The sequence below is a fragment of the Demequina lignilytica genome, from assembly GCF_030418375.1.
Classification (GTDB): domain Bacteria; phylum Actinomycetota; class Actinomycetes; order Actinomycetales; family Demequinaceae; genus Demequina; species Demequina lignilytica.
This window is the reverse complement of the sequence record NZ_JAUHPZ010000006.1, coordinates 94,245-110,238: the sequence shown is the minus strand read 5'-3', so window position 1 is coordinate 110,238 and position 15,994 is coordinate 94,245. Positions and strand designations below refer to the sequence as shown.

General features: G+C 73.1%; 17 protein-coding genes. 14 read left to right on the top strand and 3 right to left on the bottom strand.

What is annotated here, in order from left to right:
• Positions 1–22: 22 nt before the first annotated feature.
• The 7 genes from QQX13_RS10035 to ileS all read left to right on the top strand — a co-directional run bounded on the left by QQX13_RS10035 (position 23) and on the right by ileS (position 7,929).
• Positions 23–571, top strand: a complete 549-nt coding sequence (locus QQX13_RS10035) for a sigma-70 family RNA polymerase sigma factor (protein ID WP_301118478.1) — start codon at positions 23–25, stop codon at positions 569–571.
• The gene (locus QQX13_RS10030) at positions 568–1,362 is read left to right on the top strand and encodes a hypothetical protein (protein WP_301118477.1); all 795 of its coding nucleotides are present in this window, start codon (positions 568–570) and stop codon (positions 1,360–1,362) included. Before QQX13_RS10035 ends, QQX13_RS10030 begins: the two co-directional genes overlap by 4 nt.
• A complete protein-coding gene (locus QQX13_RS10025; RefSeq protein WP_301118476.1) occupies positions 1,349–2,164 on the top strand; it encodes a hypothetical protein in 816 nt (271 codons plus the stop codon). Before QQX13_RS10030 ends, QQX13_RS10025 begins: the two co-directional genes overlap by 14 nt.
• An 89-nt stretch (positions 2,165–2,253) precedes the next feature.
• Positions 2,254–3,096, top strand: coding sequence for a hypothetical protein (locus tag QQX13_RS10020; protein ID WP_301118475.1), 843 nt, complete (start codon positions 2,254–2,256; stop codon positions 3,094–3,096).
• 34 nt (positions 3,097–3,130) lie between these two features.
• Complete coding sequence (locus tag QQX13_RS10015; RefSeq protein WP_301118474.1) at positions 3,131–3,679, top strand: sigma-70 family RNA polymerase sigma factor; 549 nt, start codon at positions 3,131–3,133, stop codon at positions 3,677–3,679.
• Entirely contained in the window at positions 3,676–4,446 is a 771-nt protein-coding gene (locus QQX13_RS10010) for a hypothetical protein (RefSeq protein ID WP_301118473.1), read from the top strand. Before QQX13_RS10015 ends, QQX13_RS10010 begins: the two co-directional genes overlap by 4 nt.
• 246 nt (positions 4,447–4,692) lie before the next feature.
• Positions 4,693–7,929 (top strand): isoleucine--tRNA ligase, encoded by a 3,237-nt coding sequence (gene ileS, locus QQX13_RS10005; RefSeq protein ID WP_301118472.1) that lies wholly within the window; start codon positions 4,693–4,695, stop codon positions 7,927–7,929.
• Between the two features lie 171 nt (positions 7,930–8,100).
• On the opposite strand, the gene QQX13_RS10000 is transcribed toward ileS, so the two are convergent.
• Entirely contained in the window at positions 8,101–8,283 is a 183-nt protein-coding gene (locus QQX13_RS10000; protein WP_301118471.1) for a DUF2510 domain-containing protein, read from the bottom strand.
• Positions 8,284–8,411: 128 nt separating this feature from the next.
• On the opposite strand from QQX13_RS10000, the gene QQX13_RS09995 reads away from it, so the two are divergent.
• On the top strand, positions 8,412–9,242 hold the full coding sequence (locus QQX13_RS09995; RefSeq protein ID WP_301118470.1) for a sulfurtransferase: 831 nt from the start codon (positions 8,412–8,414) through the stop codon (positions 9,240–9,242).
• A 19-nt stretch (positions 9,243–9,261) separates the two neighbouring features.
• On the opposite strand, the gene QQX13_RS09990 is transcribed toward QQX13_RS09995, so the two are convergent.
• Positions 9,262–10,161 (bottom strand): aminotransferase class IV, encoded by a 900-nt coding sequence (locus tag QQX13_RS09990; RefSeq protein WP_301118469.1) that lies wholly within the window; start codon positions 10,159–10,161, stop codon positions 9,262–9,264.
• Positions 10,162–10,412: 251 nt separating this feature from the next.
• Between QQX13_RS09990 and QQX13_RS09985 the strand changes: the two genes are divergently transcribed.
• From QQX13_RS09985 to QQX13_RS09970, 4 genes are read left to right on the top strand one after another with little or no spacing between them, the layout of a single operon-like run.
• Positions 10,413–11,894, top strand: a complete 1,482-nt coding sequence (locus tag QQX13_RS09985) for a bifunctional folylpolyglutamate synthase/dihydrofolate synthase (protein WP_301118623.1) — start codon at positions 10,413–10,415, stop codon at positions 11,892–11,894.
• A gap of 13 nt (positions 11,895–11,907) precedes the next feature.
• Entirely contained in the window at positions 11,908–13,305 is a 1,398-nt protein-coding gene (locus QQX13_RS09980) for a bifunctional folylpolyglutamate synthase/dihydrofolate synthase (RefSeq protein WP_301118468.1), read from the top strand.
• Positions 13,302–13,736 carry a DUF4233 domain-containing protein gene (locus QQX13_RS09975; RefSeq protein ID WP_301118467.1) on the top strand — a complete coding sequence of 145 codons (435 nt, stop codon included), beginning with the start codon at positions 13,302–13,304 and terminating at the stop codon, positions 13,734–13,736. The genes QQX13_RS09980 and QQX13_RS09975 overlap by 4 nt, the downstream gene beginning before the upstream one ends.
• Complete coding sequence (locus tag QQX13_RS09970) at positions 13,733–14,179, top strand: hypothetical protein (protein ID WP_301118466.1); 447 nt, start codon at positions 13,733–13,735, stop codon at positions 14,177–14,179. Before QQX13_RS09975 ends, QQX13_RS09970 begins: the two co-directional genes overlap by 4 nt.
• Here the strand turns inward: QQX13_RS09970 and QQX13_RS09965 are convergent.
• A complete protein-coding gene (locus QQX13_RS09965; RefSeq protein ID WP_301118465.1) occupies positions 14,176–14,685 on the bottom strand; it encodes an adenine phosphoribosyltransferase in 510 nt (169 codons plus the stop codon). The two genes, QQX13_RS09970 and QQX13_RS09965, sit on opposite strands and share 4 nt — an antisense overlap.
• Before the next feature lie 140 nt (positions 14,686–14,825).
• Between QQX13_RS09965 and ndk the strand changes: the two genes are divergently transcribed.
• A complete protein-coding gene (ndk, locus tag QQX13_RS09960; RefSeq protein ID WP_301118464.1) occupies positions 14,826–15,245 on the top strand; it encodes a nucleoside-diphosphate kinase in 420 nt (139 codons plus the stop codon).
• A gap of 110 nt (positions 15,246–15,355) precedes the next feature.
• Positions 15,356–15,949 carry a TIGR00645 family protein gene (locus QQX13_RS09955; protein WP_301118463.1) on the top strand — a complete coding sequence of 198 codons (594 nt, stop codon included), beginning with the start codon at positions 15,356–15,358 and terminating at the stop codon, positions 15,947–15,949.
• The last annotated feature ends 45 nt before the right edge of the window (positions 15,950–15,994 follow it).

Sequence of the window (15,994 nt, the reverse complement as noted above, 5' to 3'; positions counted from 1 at the left end):
GGCGGCCGGACGGGGACTCACCATGAACCGGTGGCAGGGCGTGCTTGACACCATGATCCGCGAGCGCAGGGGCGCGCTCGTCGGGTACGCCTACCTGCTCGCGGGGGATCGCCCGACGGCCGAGGACCTGGTGCACGACGCGATCATCCGCACCTTCACCCGGGCACGGCGGCTGGACGATCCGCGGGCCGCCGAGGCGTACGTCCGCCGCACCATCGCGACGCAGTTCCTCAACGGTCGGCGCTCGCGTGCCGTCGCGCGCGCTAAGCAGCACCTGCTCGTCGAGCGGGACGCCCCGCCGGCGGACCAGACCGCCGGGGAGAACGCCGAGGTCACGCGCGCGCTCGGCCTGCTGACCAGGCGCCAGCGCGCCTGCGTGGTGCTCCGCCACTTCGAGGACCTGAGCACGGAGGAGACCGCGGAGCGGCTCGGCATCTCGACCGGATCCGTCAAGCGGTACCTGCACGACGCGCTCGCGGTCCTGCGCGAGGAGCTTCGGGGTCTGGACGGCGCGGACGACCGGGAGGACGCCGGCGTCAGGGTGGTCGCGCCGAGGGGAGGCCGTCGATGAGCACGCAGCTGAAGGACATGCTGACCTCGGTCGCCGAGGAGGAGCGCGCGCGCGTCGACGCGGCCCACCGGGACGGCGACACCGACGCGTACGTCCGCACGATCCGCCCGCGTCGCGCGGCCCGGCGCGCAGGTGTCGCCGCCGTCGCGCTGGTCGGTGTCGGGGTCGCGGGTGCCGGCTACCTCGCGCTCGGTCCCTCGGGCACGTCGCTGGATCCGGCCGTCGAGACGCCGACCCCGACGCCCGCGGCGCTCGTGTCCGATCCGGACGCCGTCGCGGGCGAGCCCGGATGGACGGTCGCCGACGTCGTGATCTCGCCGGGGGTGACCGCGATGACCGCCGCCGAGGCCGTCGGAGCGGCCGCCGCCGACTCGGTGGCCTGTGGCTCGCTCGAGTCGTTCGCCGCACTGGCGGGCGGGACCGACGCGAGCGTGGGCGCCGCGAAGAACCTGGGAGCCTTCGTCGGAGAGTCCGGGGCGGCGACCGGGGTGCGGCTGCGTTCCTTCGAGTCCGTTGAGGACGCCCAGACCTATCTCGGGGACCTCGAATCGATCGCGGGCCGTTGCGTGACGGACCTCGAGGGGGAGGGGATGCAGGCCCGGGCCTCCCGCATCGCTCTGACCGGGCTCCCGGGCGAGGCCGTGACGGCGACGCTCCCGGCGGGCGAGTCCGTCTGGCGTCTCGACGTGCATGTGATCGGAGCGGATGCCGTGGCGATCGTCACGGAGCCCGGCGCGGATGTCGCCGCCCTCGACGTCATCGCGGCGTGGGTGGAAGGTGCCGTGGGCTAGCGCCGGCTGGCGCACCCGGGCGTGGCTCGCGGCGGCCGCGTTGGTCGTCGTCGCCCTCGGGCTCGTGCTGGTGCTCGCCGAGACCGGCGGCCCCGCCTCCACGGCGGCCCCGACGGCGACCGCGGCGCCCGCCACGCCCGCCGGGGATCCGGAGCTGCGCGCGAGCGTCCTCGGCTTCGTGCCGATCCTCGCCGGGTACGCGTACCGAGCCGACGCATCGTCCGGCGTGGTGGACGTGGGCGAGCTGTCCTGGGCGGAGCGGCCGACCGGGAGCCGCGACTGCGTCGCGCTCCGGCGCGCCCTCGACCTGGCGACCGCGTCGGACTCCGCCGCCCGCCGTGGCGACCTCTATGCGCGGCTCGGCTACCTGCAGGCGGTCGGCGGCGGCTCGCGCGTGAGCACGCTCACAATCGCCCTGCGCGTCTTCGCCGACCGGGAGGCGCCCGCGGAGATCGTCCGCCTGGCGGCGGCCGCCGACTGCGCTGCGATCGCCAGCGTCCGCCCCTTCGTCCCGGGGACGGAGGAGGGCACGCACCTGATCGCGACCGAGGCCGTGCTCGAGACGGTCCCGCTCGCCGGGCCGGACCTCGGGGTCGGCCTCCGCGTCGGGCCCGAGGTGCTGACGCTGCCCGACGGGCGTGTGTGGCGCGAGACCGGTCCGGCGCTCGCCGTCGACGACCGCGTCTACCTCATCGCGCGCGGGCCCTACCTGCTCTGCCTGGGCGCCACCGATGTCGCCGATCCTGACGCGATCAGCCTCGCCGTCGCCGACCAGCTGCTGGACCATCTGGGCGCGCGGTGAGGTCGGCGTGCGCGGCGGCACAACCGCGGGGAGGACCCGTCTGTTGTCAGACCATGGCGGGCATCCGCTCGCCGGGGAGGGGAGCCATCATGATCCGAGAGAACCACCCGCGAGCGCGGTGGGGGCGGGCCGTCGTGGCCGGGGCGGCCTGCTGCGCGCTCCCGCTGCTGGCCGCCTGCGACGGCGGCGCCGAGGAGCCGTCCGACGCCTCGCCCTCGGCTGAGGCGTCCGTCGGCGACGTCGGCGAGACGACCGCGACGTCCGGGGGCGCGCTGAAGCTCCATCTGGCAGCGTTCGACTCGCTCGTGGCGTTCGAGGGCCTCGCCGTGCCCGCAGGGCAGTTCAGCCCCGTCGACTCCGCGGAAGGCTTCTACGGCTCCGCGACCTCGGTGGTCGAGCCCGCGTCGTGCACCGCGTTCCACCAGGCGGCGGAGCTCGGGTCGGACGCGGATCTCGGCGCGGCGGCGCAGGACCTCATCAACCCGGTCGGACCGTTCTTCGTCGACGGGGTGCCGCCGGAGGACGAGGAGGATCTGACGGTGGCGAGCGTCCTCACGCGCGTCTTCGGCGATCCGGAGCTCGCGTCGACCGTGCCGGCTGCGCTGCTCGAGTCCGAGTGCACGGCCTACACCGTGACCAGCTCGTGGGACGGCACCACCGCCGCCGACGAGCGGGTGATCACCGCCGTCGACCAGCTCGACCTGCCGGGTCTCGCGGCGCCGATCGTGCGCGTTCGGCACGGCGCCGAGGAGTCCGTGTTCTACGGCCCCGACGGCGAGGTCGAGCACAGGTCCACGTACGAGCCGCGCACCGCGTACGTCCATGTCGCCGGCCCGTACGCGATCTCGGTCGAGGTGGTCGGTGTCGAGGACGAGGAGGCGCAGGCGGCGCGAGTGATCCAGGCGTACGTGGATCACATGGGCGCGGCCTGACGGCCGGGACGATGCGGGACACGGGAGGCGCGGGATGAGGGCGTGGCACGGCGTGCTCGACACGCTGGTCCGCGAGCGGCGCAGCCGGCTCGTCGGATACGCCTACCTTCTCGCCGGCGACCGTCCCACCGCGGAGGACCTGGTCCACGACGCGATCATCCGGACCTTCTCGCGAGCGCGACGCCTCGACCACGTCAACGAGGCCGAGGCCTACGTGCGGCGCACCATCCTCACGCAGTTCCTCAACCGCCGCGACCACGCGGCGATGGCGCGGTCGAAGCTCCCGCTGCTGGTCGAGAGGGACGCCCCGCCCGCGGACGAGCACGCGGGCGAGCACGATGCGGTGGTGGTCGCCTTGCGGAGGCTCCCGCCCCGGCAGCGCGCCTGCGTGGTGCTCCGCCACGTCGAGGGGCTGACCACCGCCGAGACGGCCGACCGGATGGGCGTGTCCGAGGGCGCCGTCAAGCGATACCTGCACGACGCGCTGGCGGCGATGCGCGAGACGCTCGGCGGGTTCGGCTTCGGGGACCGTGACGACGACGAGGATCTGACCGCCGTGGAGACGAGGAGGCGAGCGCGATGACCGACGACCTGACGACGATGATGCTCGACTCGCTGGACAAGGAGGCGCGGCGCTTCGACCGCGCGCACCCGGGGTCCGAGACCACCCTGTACGAGAAGGCGATCGTGCCGCGACGCCGGATCCGCAGGGCCGCGGAGGCGGGAGTGGCGCTCGCGGTCGCGGCGGCGGTCGCGGTCGGCGCGCACGCGCTGGTGCAGCCGCGCTCCACGGTGGAGCCGGCGGAGTCGGCGAGCGCCACGGCCGTGCCCCTCGACGAGCGCGAGTGGGACCCGCCCGGACGGGGACTGGTCGGCGGTGCCGGGGCCGACCTGTTCGGCTCCGTGGCGGTGACGCGTGAGGAGGCGTCGGGATGCGTGGCGCTCGACTCGTCGTCGCGCCTCGACGGGCGCCCCGACCTCGGAGGCGTGCCGGTCGCGCTCGGGGGCGTCGCCCACGGGGAGGGCAACGTCTCCGCGGTCGTCGCACGGGACTTCGACTCGGCCGACGCCGCCCGCGAGTACCTCGACGCTCTCACGCGAGCGGCGTCCGCGTGCGACGGCGAGGCCGACGGGGAGATCGGGGTCGACGCGGCGGAGGTCGGCATCCAGTCGCTCGCGGGCGAGGGGGTCCGGGTGCTCGTGAGCGCCGGAGACGGCTTCGGGACGTCGTGGCGCACCTGGGTCCACGTCCAGGGATCCGAGGCGCTCGCGGTCACGGCGCAGCCGGGCGCCGGCGAGGCCACCACGGCCGACATCATCATCGCGTGGTTCACGGCGGCGAGTGGATGACCGCGGCGCGCCCTCCCGTACACTGGTGCGCACAGCGTCGACCCGGCCATCACCGGCGAGCTTGCGGAAGAACGGGACCGGCCTCGGCCGGGCCTCACTAGAACCGCACGGGCAGCCCGTCACAGCGATCCATGAGCGGCGACCGCCCCACCCGGGGAGGCCGCAAGCGGGGTGGTACCGCGCATCGTCCTGACGGACGGGGCGTCCTCGCAGACGAGTCGAACGCCAGGACCACCCGAGGAACGCATGACCGACGCCGCGCGCTACCCGCTCCACCGCACCGCCACCGACCCCACGGCCCAGGTGGCCCCGTCGCCGCACTTCCCGGAGATCGAGTCCGACGTGCTCGCCTACTGGGAGGCCGACCAGACCTTCCAGGCGTCGGTCGACAACCGCCCCGCGCGCACCGAGGCGGGCAACAACGAGTTCGTCTTCTACGACGGCCCTCCCTTCGCGAACGGCCTGCCGCACTACGGCCACCTCCTGACCGGGTACGCGAAGGACGTGGTCCCGCGCTTCGAGACGATGCGCGGGCGTCGCGTCGAGCGCCGCTTCGGCTGGGACACGCACGGGCTTCCCGCGGAGCTCGAGGCCGAGCGCATCCTCGGGATCACCGACAAGGCCCAGATCGAGGAGATGGGCATCGCCGCCTTCAACGAGGCCTGCGAGAGCTCGGTCCTGAAGTACACCAAGGAGTGGGAGGCGTACGTCACCCGCCAGGCGCGCTGGGTCGACTTCGAGAACGACTACAAGACGCTCGACGTGACCTTCATGGAGTCCGTCATCTGGGCCTTCAAGTCGCTGTACGACAAGGGCCTCGCGTACGAGGGCTTCCGCGTGCTCCCGTACTGCTGGCGCGACGAGACCCCGCTGTCCAACCACGAGCTGCGCATGGACGACGACGTCTACCAGTCGCGGCAGGACCCGACCCTCGCGATCTTCCTGCCGCTGACCGCGGAGTCGGTCGCCGCATCGTCCCTGCCCGCGGAGGCGAAGGAGGCGCTCACGGGCGCCGCCGTCACGGTGTGGACCACCACGCCGTGGACGCTGCCGAGCAACCTCGCCGCCGCCGTCGGTCCCGAGATCGAGTACGCCGTGGTGCGCCCGACCGGGGGCGCCTTCGCGGGCACGGCCATGGTGCTCGCAGTCAGTCGACTCGCTTACTACGGGCGCGAGCTCGGCGAGGGCTTCGAGACCCTCGTCACGCTGACCGGCGCGGACCTCGCGGGCCTGGGCTACGAGCCGCCGTTCCCGCACTTCCGCGGCCAGCCGAACGCCCACCGCATCCTCGCCGCGGACTACGTGACCACCGAGGACGGCACCGGGATCGTCCACCTGGCCCCGGCCTTCGGTGAGGAGGACATGGCGGTCTGCCAGGAGGCCGGCATCGAGCCCGTCATCCCGATCGACGCGAAGGGCCGCTTCACCTCCGAGGTCCCGGAGTACGCCGGCCAGCAGGTGTTCGACACGAACCCGGCGGTGATCAAGGACCTCAAGGAGGCCGGGGTCGTCCTGCGCCACGAGACCTACGAGCACCCGTATCCCCACTGCTGGCGGTGCCGCAACCCGCTGATCTACCGCGCGGTGGGCTCGTGGTTCGTGCGCGTGACGGAGTTCCGCGACCGCATGGTCGAGCTCAACGAGGACATCACCTGGGTCCCCGAGCACATCAAGCACGGCCAGTTCGGCAAGTGGCTCGAGGGCGCGCGCGACTGGTCCATCAGCCGCAACCGCTACTTCGGCACGCCCATCCCGGTGTGGGTGTCGGACGACCCGGCCTTCCCGCGCACCGACGTGTACGGCTCGCTCGAGGAGCTGGAGCGGGACTTCGGCCGCCTCCCGCTGGACGCGAAGGGCGAGCCCAACCTGCATCGTCCCTTCATCGACGACCTCACCCGCCCCAACCCCGACGACCCGTCGGGGAACGCGACCATGCGCCGCATCCCCGACGTGTTCGACGTGTGGTTCGACTCGGGCTCGATGCCGTTCGCGCAGGTGCACTACCCGTTCGAGAACCGCGACTGGTTCGACGGGCACAACCCGGCGGACTTCATCGTCGAGTACATCGGCCAGACCCGCGGCTGGTTCTACGTCATGCACGTGCTCGCCACTGCGCTGTTCGACCGGCCGGCATTCAAGACCTGCGTGAGCCACGGCATCGTCCTCGGCTCCGACGGCCGCAAGATGTCGAAGTCGCTGCGCAACTACCCGGACGTCAACGAGGTGTTCCACCGCGACGGCTCGGACGCGATGCGCTGGTTCCTCATGAGCTCGCCCATCCTGCGCGGCGGCAACCTCATCGTCACCGAGGAGGGCATCCGCGAGGGCGTCCGCCAGGTGCTGCTGCCGCTGTGGTCGACGTACTACTTCTTCACGCTCTACGCGGGCGCCGCGAACGGCGGCGCGGGCGCGCGCGGCCGGCTGGTGGACGATGCGGCGGTCGAGTCGCTGCCCGTGATGGACCGGTACGTGCTGGCCAAGACCGCGGAGCTGGTGCGGACCGTGACCGCGCAGATGGAGGTCTTCGACGTCCCCGGCGCCTCCGAGTCGCTGCGCCAGTTCATGGAGCTGCTGACCAACTGGTACGTGCGCACCCAGCGCGACCGGTTCTGGCAGGAGGACCAGGCGGCGTTCGACACGCTGTTCACCGTGCTGGTGACGGTGTCCCGCCTCGCGGCGCCGCTGCTGCCGCTCGCCACGGAGGAGATCTACCGCGGCCTCACCGGCGAGCGCTCCGTGCACCTCACGGACTACCCGACGGCGCCGGCTGCCTGGGACGACGCGTCGCTCGGCGCCGTCATGGACCAGGTGCGCGAGGTGGTCTCCACCGCCCACGCGCTGCGCAAGAAGGAGAAGATCCGCGTGCGTCAGCCGCTCTCGCTCCTCAAGGTCGCGGTGTCCGCGCCGGAGGCGCTGGAGGCGTACGGGGACCTCATCGCGAGCGAGCTCAACGTGAAGTCCGTCGCCTTCGTCACGGAGGACGCCTTCACGGTGGACCACCCGGTCGAGCGTCGCCTCACGGTCAACGCCCGCGCCGCCGGCCCGCGCATCGGCAAGGACGTGCAGGCCGCGATCCGGGGCTCGAAGACCGGCGACTGGTCGGAGGCGGCCGGCGAGGTCGTGTCCGGCGGCATCGCGCTGGTGGAGGGGGAGTACGAGGTCGCGACCGTGATCGGCTCGGGTGCGGACGATGCGGCGGAGGCCGCGTCCGTGCTCCCTGCCGGCGGCTTCGTCCTCATCGACACCGCGATCACGCCCGAGCTCGAGGCCGAGGGCTACGCCCGCGACCTGGTGCGCGCCATCCAGGACGAGCGCAAGAACGCGGGTCTGAACGTCGCCGACCGGATCGTGCTCACGCTGACGGTCCCCGCCGAGCGGGTCGCCGCCGTCGAGGCGCATCGGGAGCTCATCGCGGGGGAGACGCTCGCCGCCGAGCTCGCGGTGGTCGAAGGCGAGCAGGCGATCGCGGTGGCGAAGGCCTGAGCGCCCGCCCGTCCGCCCCGCCCCGCCCTGAACCCCTGGACAGTCAGCACGGATCCGGATCCGACACGCCGAGGCCCGATCCCGAATCGGGGTCGGGCCTCGGCGTGTCGCGCTGAACTCCGTGCGCAGTGTCCGGGGGAGCGGGGTCCGGGGGCCTCGTGGGCGCGGTGCTCAGCCCTCCGCGGGCAGCGGCGCGATCGGCTCGACCGGGACCGTCACCTGGGTGCGCGGCGTCCACGCGGCGCCGTCCCAGCACCGCTGCTGACCCGGCAGCGTGGGGTCGGGGTACCAGCCGGCGGCGGCGTCCTTCGCAGGTGCCGGCGCGTCGGGCCTCATGGTGCCCACATGATCCATCTGATGTCTCCCCAGCAGTCGGTGCGCCCCACGCTAGCGGCACGGGTGACGCGCCCCCGAGGGGATGTGGCCGAGATCACGCCGGCGGAGGTGCCAGGATGGTGAGGCGCCCACGATCGGAGGACCGGATGCCCGTGCTCGTCTCTGCCGCCGAGCTCGCCGCCCTGCTCGCGGACCCGCAGCCGCCCCGCCTCCTCGACGTGCGGTGGACGCTCACCCGGCCCGACGGCCGCGACGACCACGCCGCTGGGCACCTCCCCGGCGCGGTCTACGTCGACCTGGACACCGAGCTCGCGTCGATCGGGGATCCGCGCCGCGGCCGTCACCCGCTGCCGACCGCCGAGGCGTTCCAGCAGGCCGCCCGCCGGTGGGGCCTGCGGCAGGACGATGCGGTGGTGGTCTACGACGACGGTCCCTCCTTCGGCGCGGCCCGGGCGTGGTGGCTGCTCCGGCACGCGGGCGTGGCCGACGTGCGCATCCTGGACGGCGGGCTCGCCGCCTGGACAGCCGCTGGTGGCCCGCTCGAGGAGGGAGCGGTGACCGTGGAGCCCGGCGACATCGCGCTGGACTGGGACCGGATGCCCGTGACCGACGCCGACGGCGCCGCCGCCTGGCCCCGGCGCGGGATCCTGCTCGACGCGCGTGCGTCGGAGAGGTTCCGTGGCGAGGTCGAGCCGATGGACCCGGTCGCCGGGCACATCGCGGGCGCCGTCAACGCGCCCACCGCCGCGAACTCGGCCGCCGATGGCACCTTCCTGACCGCGCGCGACCTCGCCGAGCGGTTCGCCCAGCTCGGGGTGGACGACGCTACCCGCGTCGCCGTGTACTGCGGCTCCGGGGTGACCGCCGCGCATCAGATCGCCGCGCTCGAGATCGCCGGCATCCGGGCGTCCCTGTACCCGGGCTCGTGGTCGGAGTGGTCGAACGATCCGCGCCGCCCCGCCGCCACGGGTCCGTGAGCCGGGGCGGACGCTCCCGTCAGTGCGCGGCGAGCATGTGCGCGTTGACCGCGCCCGTGAGCTCCTGATCCACCGCGAGCTCCGTGCCGTCCAGGGTGCGGACGGGGCGCAGCAGCTGCACCGAGTCGGTGAGCCACACGGCGTCGGCCGAGGTGAGCTGCTCGACCGTCACGTCGCGGTAGTCGCAGGTGAATCCCCGGTCCTCGAAGGCGTCGAACGCGGCCCTCTGCGCGGTGCCGTGGAGCAGGCCGGCCTCGATCGCCGGGGTGACGACCATCCCGCCGTGGCGCACCAGCACCGTCGACCGCGGCGCCTCGAGCACGAACCCGTCCGTGGTGGTGAGGATGACGTCCTTCGCACCGCGCGCCTTGGCGTGCCGCAGCGCCGCCATGTTGATCGCGTAGGAGAGGGTCTTCGCGCCCGCGAGCAGCCATGGGGCCTGGGCGCCCACGCCCTTGGGGTAGCCGCGGGACAGCGTGATCACCGGCACCCCCTCGTGGCGGTCGGCGCTGACGTCGGGGAACACGTCCGCATAGGCGAACCCGAGCGGCCGCCCGCCGGGGATCTCGGCCGCCGCCGTCTCCGTCCCGCGGGTGTAGACGACCTTGCACAGCGCGGTCGCCGGCACCTCGTCGAGACCGTGGAGGAGCTCGCGCACGGCCCACGAGATGGCCTCGCGGAAGACACCGAGGTCGGGCTTGGGCATGTCCAGCATCGCCGCGGACTGCGCGAGCCGCTCGAGGTGAGGCTCGAGGTCGTGCATGCGACCGTCGTGCACCCCCACGGTCTCGAAGACGCCGTCGCCCCGCGTCAGGCCCAGATCGGTCGCGGAGGCGATCGGGGTCGTCGGGTCGACCATCCGCGACGGGGCTCCAGGCATGCCCGCCACCGGGGCTCCGCAGAGGACGAGAACGGGCACGTGATCTCCTTCGTTCGAGGGCTCTCCTGCCACGGTAACGCGCCTCGGGAGGGCGTGCGAAGGAGTGCGGTCGCGCCTGTCGCGCAGGCGGGGACACCCACGCCCTCAAGACGCGCCGCAGGGGCGCCAGACGCCGGTGCACGACCCCAGCATCGTCCCTGATAGACGGGCATATGAGGGACATCACAGCGCTATGTCCCGCGGGGTGTCGTCGGCACCCCTCGACGTGCCGCACAATTGACGCCGTGACGATGGATGTCTTCCCCGAACTGAGCCTCGCCGAGGCCGAGCGCGAGATCGACGCGCACATCTTCTCCCGCTCTCCCGAGGCGGACCACGCGGCCAAGCTGCTGCGCGTCACCCAGGCGCTGTCGCTGCTGGGTGATCCGCACCACGAGCTCGACATCATCCACGTCACCGGCACCAACGGGAAGACCTCCACGAGCCGGATGATGGAGTCCCTGCTGCGCGCCCACGGGCTGCGCACCGGCCTGTACACGTCGCCCCACCTCACCACGCTGCGCGAACGCATCATGATCGACGGCGCGCCGCTCGCGCAGGAGGACCTCATCCGCCTGTGGCAGCGCGTCGCGCCGGTCATCCACGCGGTCGACCAGGCGTCGCAGCACCGGGGCGGCCCGCGCATGAGCTTCTTCGAGGTGCTCACCGTGCTCGGGTTCGTCGCCTACGCCGACGCCGAGGTCGACGTGCTGGTGCTGGAGGTCGGCATCGGCGGGCTCCGCGACGCGACCAACGTGGCGGACGGGCGCGTCGCCGTGCTCACGCCCATGGCGCTGGACCACGACAAGTACTTCACGGGCGGGCTGCCGGGCATCGCGCACGAGAAGTCCGGGATCATCAAGCCCGGTGCCACCGTGGTGAGCGCCTTGCAGCGGGACGAGGCGTCGCAGGTGATCGTCGCCGCGGCCGCCGCCCGCGGCGCCTCCGTGTTCTGGGAGGGCGCCCACCTCTCCGTCGAGTCGCGCCGCGTGGTGCCCTCCGGTCAGGTGGTGTCGCTGCGGACCGCGGCGCGCAACTACCGCGACGTGTTCGTGCCGCTCCACGGAGAGTTCCAGGCCCAGAACGCGCTCATCGCGCTCGCGGCCTGCGAGACCTTCCTCGGCGCGGGCGTGCCGCGTGGGCTGCACCCGCCCGCCGTCGCCCGCGGCTTCGCCGGCGCCACGTCGCCGGGACGCCTCGAGGTGGTGTCCGCCGAGCCCACCGTGATCGTGGACGCCGCCCACAACCCGCACGGCATCGCCGCCCTCGCCGACACCCTGCGCGAGTCCTTCGCCTTCGACCGGACCTACGGCGTGGTCGCGGTGCTCGCCGACAAGGACGCGGAGGGCATCCTCACGGGCCTGTCCGGGATCATCGACGAGGTGGTGATCACGCAGACCCGCTCCCACCGCGCGGCGGACGCCGAGGTGCTCGCCGCGCGGGCGCGCGTCGTGTTCGGCGAGCACCGCGTGCGCGTCGCCGCCACGGTCCCCGACGCGATCCAGCTCGCCACCCGCCTCGCCGAGGATGCCGATGGCGAGGCCGGCGTGCTGGTCGCGGGCTCGATCACCCTGGTTGCCGAGGCGCGACGGCACCTGCAGGAGACGCATCTCCCGCGCACGGTCGACGCCGCGATGGTGGCCGCCGCGGGGGAGCACGCGGACGCCGCCGGTGGTGCGGACGATGCGGTGGGCGCCGGGGACGCGGGGGAGCCCGGCAACGTCGCTGCGTGACACACTGGAGCCCATGACCGACCTTGACCTCGGTGGCCTGAGCCTCGAGGAGGCCGAGCGCGAGATCTACGCGCACATCGTCTCCCGCAATCCCGAGCACGACTTCGAGCCCACCCTCGACCGCGTCCGCGACGCCTGCGACCTGCTCGGTTCGCCGCAGCACGCCTACAAGGTCGTGCACCTGACCGGCACGAACGGCAAGACCTCGACCGCGCGCATGACCGAGGCGCTGGTGCGCGAGCACGGCCTGCGCACGGGCCTGTTCACGTCGCCGCACCTCACGACCGTCCGCGAGCGGATCATGATCGACGGCGAGCCGATCCCGCGCGAGGACTTCGTGCGCCTGTGGCAGGAGATCGCGCCGATCCTCGCGCTGGTCGACGCCCGGTCGGCCGAGGCCGGGGGGCCGCGCATGAGCTTCTTCGAGGTGCTCGTGGTGCTCGCGTTCGCCGCGTTCGCGGACGCGCCGGTGGACGTCGCCGTGGTCGAGGTCGGGATGGGCGGCGTGTGGGACGCCACCAACGTCGCCGACGGCGACGTCGCGGTGGTGACCCCGGTGGGGCTCGACCACCAGGAGTGGCTCGGCGACTCGCTGGTCGACATCGCCGCGGAGAAGTCCGGGATCATCAAGGACGGCGCCGCGGCGGTGATCGCGGCCCAGGCCGAGTCCGTCGCGCCGGTCCTCGCCCACGCCGTCGAGGAGCACGCCGCGCGCGGCTACTGGGAGGGCGAGGCCCTCGAGGTCGTCGACCGTCAGCCGGGCGTCGGCGGCCAGCTCGTGACGCTGCGCACGCCGGCGGCCGTGTACGCCGAGCTGTTCGTGCCCCTCTACGGCGAGTACCAGGCGCACAACGCGCTCCTCGCCCTCGCGGCGACCGAGCTGCTGCTCGCCGACGGCGGCGAGCCGGCCTCTCTCGCGGGGGAGACGGTCGAGGCGGGCTTCGCCTCGGTGACGTCGCCCGGCCGTCTCGAGGCGGTCCGGACCTCCCCGCTGATCCTGGTCGACGCCGCCCACAACCCGCACGGCGCGGAGGCGCTCGTCGGCGCCGTCGAGGAGTCCTTCGCCTTCACCACGCTCGTCGGCGTGGTCGGGATCCTGCGGGACAAGGACGCCGAGGGCGTCCTCGGGGCGCTCGAGCCCGCCCTCGACCACGTGGTGATCACCGCATCGTCCTCCCCCCGTGCGATCCCGGTCGACGAGCTCGCGGCCATCGCGCGCGACGTCTTCGGCGAGGACCGCGTGACCGAGGCCTCGTCGCTGCCGGACGCGATCGATGCCGCCGTCCAGCGCGCCGAGCGCGACGACGACCTGGGCGCGGGCGTCCTCGTCGTCGGGTCCATCACCCTGGTGGCGGACGCGCGGATCCTCACCGGCGCCGACCGCCGCAAGGGCGTGGGGAGGGCCCGATGACGGCGGCGCAGGAGAACGTCCCGATGCCGCGTCCGCAGCGGCCGGCGACGCTGACCTTCACGCAGGCGATCCTCGGGCTGCAGGCCTTCGCCGCGATCTTCGCGATCCTGCTCCTCTGGGGCCTCGGACGCGCCGGAGAGGTCGCCGCGCCCGCGTGGCTCGTGTGGGGCTGCGGCCTCCCGTTCGTGCTCGCGCTCGGGTACGCGGCCGGGCAGCAGCGCAAGAGCTGGGGCCGGTGGCTCGGCTGGGCGCTCCAGGCGCCGATGCTGGCGGCCGGGCTGGTCGAGCCCGCCATCGCGCTCATCGGCGTGATCTTCCTCGGGCTGTGGATCATGGCCCTGCGGCTCGGCGGCAGGATCGACCGCGAGCGCGCCGAGCGCGACGCGGCTGCTTCGCCCGGCGCGGGGGAGAGCGGCGCGGAGATCGCGTGAGCGGGTTCCTGTGGCGCGTGGGCGGCGCCCTCGCCGCCGGGGTGCTCGGGCTCACGCTGATCTTCTGGCAGCTCGAGCACGCGTCGCTGAACGCGCTCGGCGACCTCGGCCGGCCGTCGATCGCGGTGTACGGGCTGCTGTTCGCGGGGCTGCTGCTGCTCGGGTGGGCGGTGATGTCCACGCTGACGCGATGGATCGGATACGTGCGTGAGCACCCCGACACCCGGCAGCTGCCGGCGTGGCTCCTCGGCGGACTGGCGCTCCTGTTCGGCGCCGTGCTGGTGGCGGGCATCGCCATCCACGCGAGCTACCTGCGCGCGCAGGACCCCGTGCCGACGGAGATCGGCCAGGGATTCATCGCCTACGAGGTCGCGTTCGCCGCGCTCGCGCTCGTGCCCGCCGTGCTGCTGGTGACGCGGCTCGCGACCCGGCGGCGAGGCTAGACGACGACCACCGAGGTGACCGCGTACCCCTCCAGGGCGTCGCGCCCCGGCAGGTCGCCGATCTCGATGAGGAAGCTGAACCGCACCGAGGCGGCCCCGCCGCGCTCCAGCATCTGCGCGACCGCGCGGGCGGTGCCGCCGGTCGCGAGCACGTCGTCGATCACCAGCACGTGGCGACCCTCGATCGAGCCGGCGCTGACCGCGAGGTCGCGCGAGCCGTACTCGATCTCCGTCGAGGACTCGAGCAGGTCGACGCCCGGCATCTTCCCGGCCTTGCGCACCATCGCCATGCCCACGTCGAGCGTCTGCGCGACCACAGGGGCGAAGATGAACCCGCGCGCGTCGACGCCCGCGACGATGTCCACCTGTGCGTCGCGCGGCGGCATCAGCTGGATGCAGGCCTCGCGGAAGCGTTCGGGGCTCGCGAGGATGGGCGCGATGTCGTAGAAGAGGATCCCCTCGACGGGGAAGTCGGGATACGTGTCGAAGTCCTCGAGAGTGATCACGCGCCCATCCTGTCACGGCGCGGTGGCACGGATCCCTTCACCGGGGCCGGCTCGGCGCCGGGAGACGACACGAATCGCTTCACGGGCGCGGCGGTGGGGGAGCGACCGGTGGCGGGGCAGGCCTTCGGTAGGCTCGCGCCATGACGGAACGCACCCTGATCCTGGTCAAGCCCGACGGAGTGAAGCGCGCGCTGTCGGGGGAGGTCCTGCGGCGCATCGAGGCGAAGGGCTACACGCTCGTCGCCGTCGAGCTCAAGCACGCCACCCCCGAGCTGCTCGCCGAGCACTACGCGGAGCACGTGGGCAAGCCCTTCTACGCGCCCCTGGTCGACTTCATGCTGTCGGGCCCCGTGCTCGCGGTGGTCGCGGAGGGCGAGCGCGTGATCGAGGGTTTCCGCTCGCTCGCGGGCACCACGGACCCGACCACGGCGGCCCCCGGCACCATCCGCGGCGACCTCGCACGCACGTGGGACCTGCCGGTGATCCAGAACATCGTGCACGGCTCGGACTCGCCCGAGTCCGCGGACCGCGAGATCGGGATCTGGTTCCCCGCGCTGTAGCCCGCCCCGCCGCACGACCCCTGGCACCACCGGCCGCCTTCGCGCGTCGAGCCGGTGCATCTGCATCATCCCCGCGCGCCCGCGCGCCGCCTCCCCGGAAGGTCCCCCCGATGAGCAACCCGCTCGAGCACGCCCTGGAGAAGGGCCTCTTCGCCACCCGCTGGCTCCTCGCCCCGATGTACGTCGGCCTCGTGGCCGGGCTCGGCGTGGTGCTCGTGAAGTTCTTCATGGAGCTATGGCACCTCATCGCCGAGTTCAGCCTCGAGTCCGAGGCGGACGAGATCACCGTCGCGATCCTGTCGCTGATCGACATCGCGCTGCTGGGCAACCTCATCGTGATCGTGATCTTCGCGGGCTACGAGAACTTCGTCTCCAAGATGGAGGCCGCCGAGGGCAACACCGACCGGCCGTCCTGGATGGGCCACGTCGACTTCTCGGGCCTCAAGATGAAGCTGATCGGCTCGCTGGTCGCGATCTCCGTGATCCTGCTGCTGAAGGACTTCGTCGCGCTCGACAGCAAGGGCGGTGAGGCCGACTACACGTCGATCGCGTGGCGCATCGGCCTGCACTTCACATTCGTGCTGTCGGGCCTGCTGTTCGCGGTGATGGACTACTGGGGCGCGAAGCGCCAGGTGCTGCTCGCGACCGCTCACGACGCGCACCCGGACGTCGAGGACGCCGAGCTCGATCGCATCACGCCGTAGGAGGGACGATGCGGTTCCTGCCGTGTCCCACGCGCCTCACCTGAG

Coding starts and splice junctions, on each gene's coding strand:
- ileS (WP_301118472.1), top strand. CDS start 4,693: ATGACCGACGCCGCGCGCTACCCGCTCCACCGCACCGCCACCGACCCC.
- QQX13_RS10030 (WP_301118477.1), top strand. CDS start 568: ATGAGCACGCAGCTGAAGGACATGCTGACCTCGGTCGCCGAGGAGGAG.
- QQX13_RS09985 (WP_301118623.1), top strand. CDS start 10,413: ATGGATGTCTTCCCCGAACTGAGCCTCGCCGAGGCCGAGCGCGAGATC.
- QQX13_RS10015 (WP_301118474.1), top strand. CDS start 3,131: ATGAGGGCGTGGCACGGCGTGCTCGACACGCTGGTCCGCGAGCGGCGC.
- QQX13_RS10010 (WP_301118473.1), top strand. CDS start 3,676: ATGACCGACGACCTGACGACGATGATGCTCGACTCGCTGGACAAGGAG.
- QQX13_RS10035 (WP_301118478.1), top strand. CDS start 23: ATGAACCGGTGGCAGGGCGTGCTTGACACCATGATCCGCGAGCGCAGG.
- QQX13_RS10020 (WP_301118475.1), top strand. CDS start 2,254: ATGATCCGAGAGAACCACCCGCGAGCGCGGTGGGGGCGGGCCGTCGTG.
- QQX13_RS09980 (WP_301118468.1), top strand. CDS start 11,908: ATGACCGACCTTGACCTCGGTGGCCTGAGCCTCGAGGAGGCCGAGCGC.
- QQX13_RS09995 (WP_301118470.1), top strand. CDS start 8,412: ATGCCCGTGCTCGTCTCTGCCGCCGAGCTCGCCGCCCTGCTCGCGGAC.
- ndk (WP_301118464.1), top strand. CDS start 14,826: ATGACGGAACGCACCCTGATCCTGGTCAAGCCCGACGGAGTGAAGCGC.
- QQX13_RS09955 (WP_301118463.1), top strand. CDS start 15,356: ATGAGCAACCCGCTCGAGCACGCCCTGGAGAAGGGCCTCTTCGCCACC.
- QQX13_RS09975 (WP_301118467.1), top strand. CDS start 13,302: ATGACGGCGGCGCAGGAGAACGTCCCGATGCCGCGTCCGCAGCGGCCG.
- QQX13_RS10000 (WP_301118471.1), bottom strand. CDS start 8,283: ATGGATCATGTGGGCACCATGAGGCCCGACGCGCCGGCACCTGCGAAG.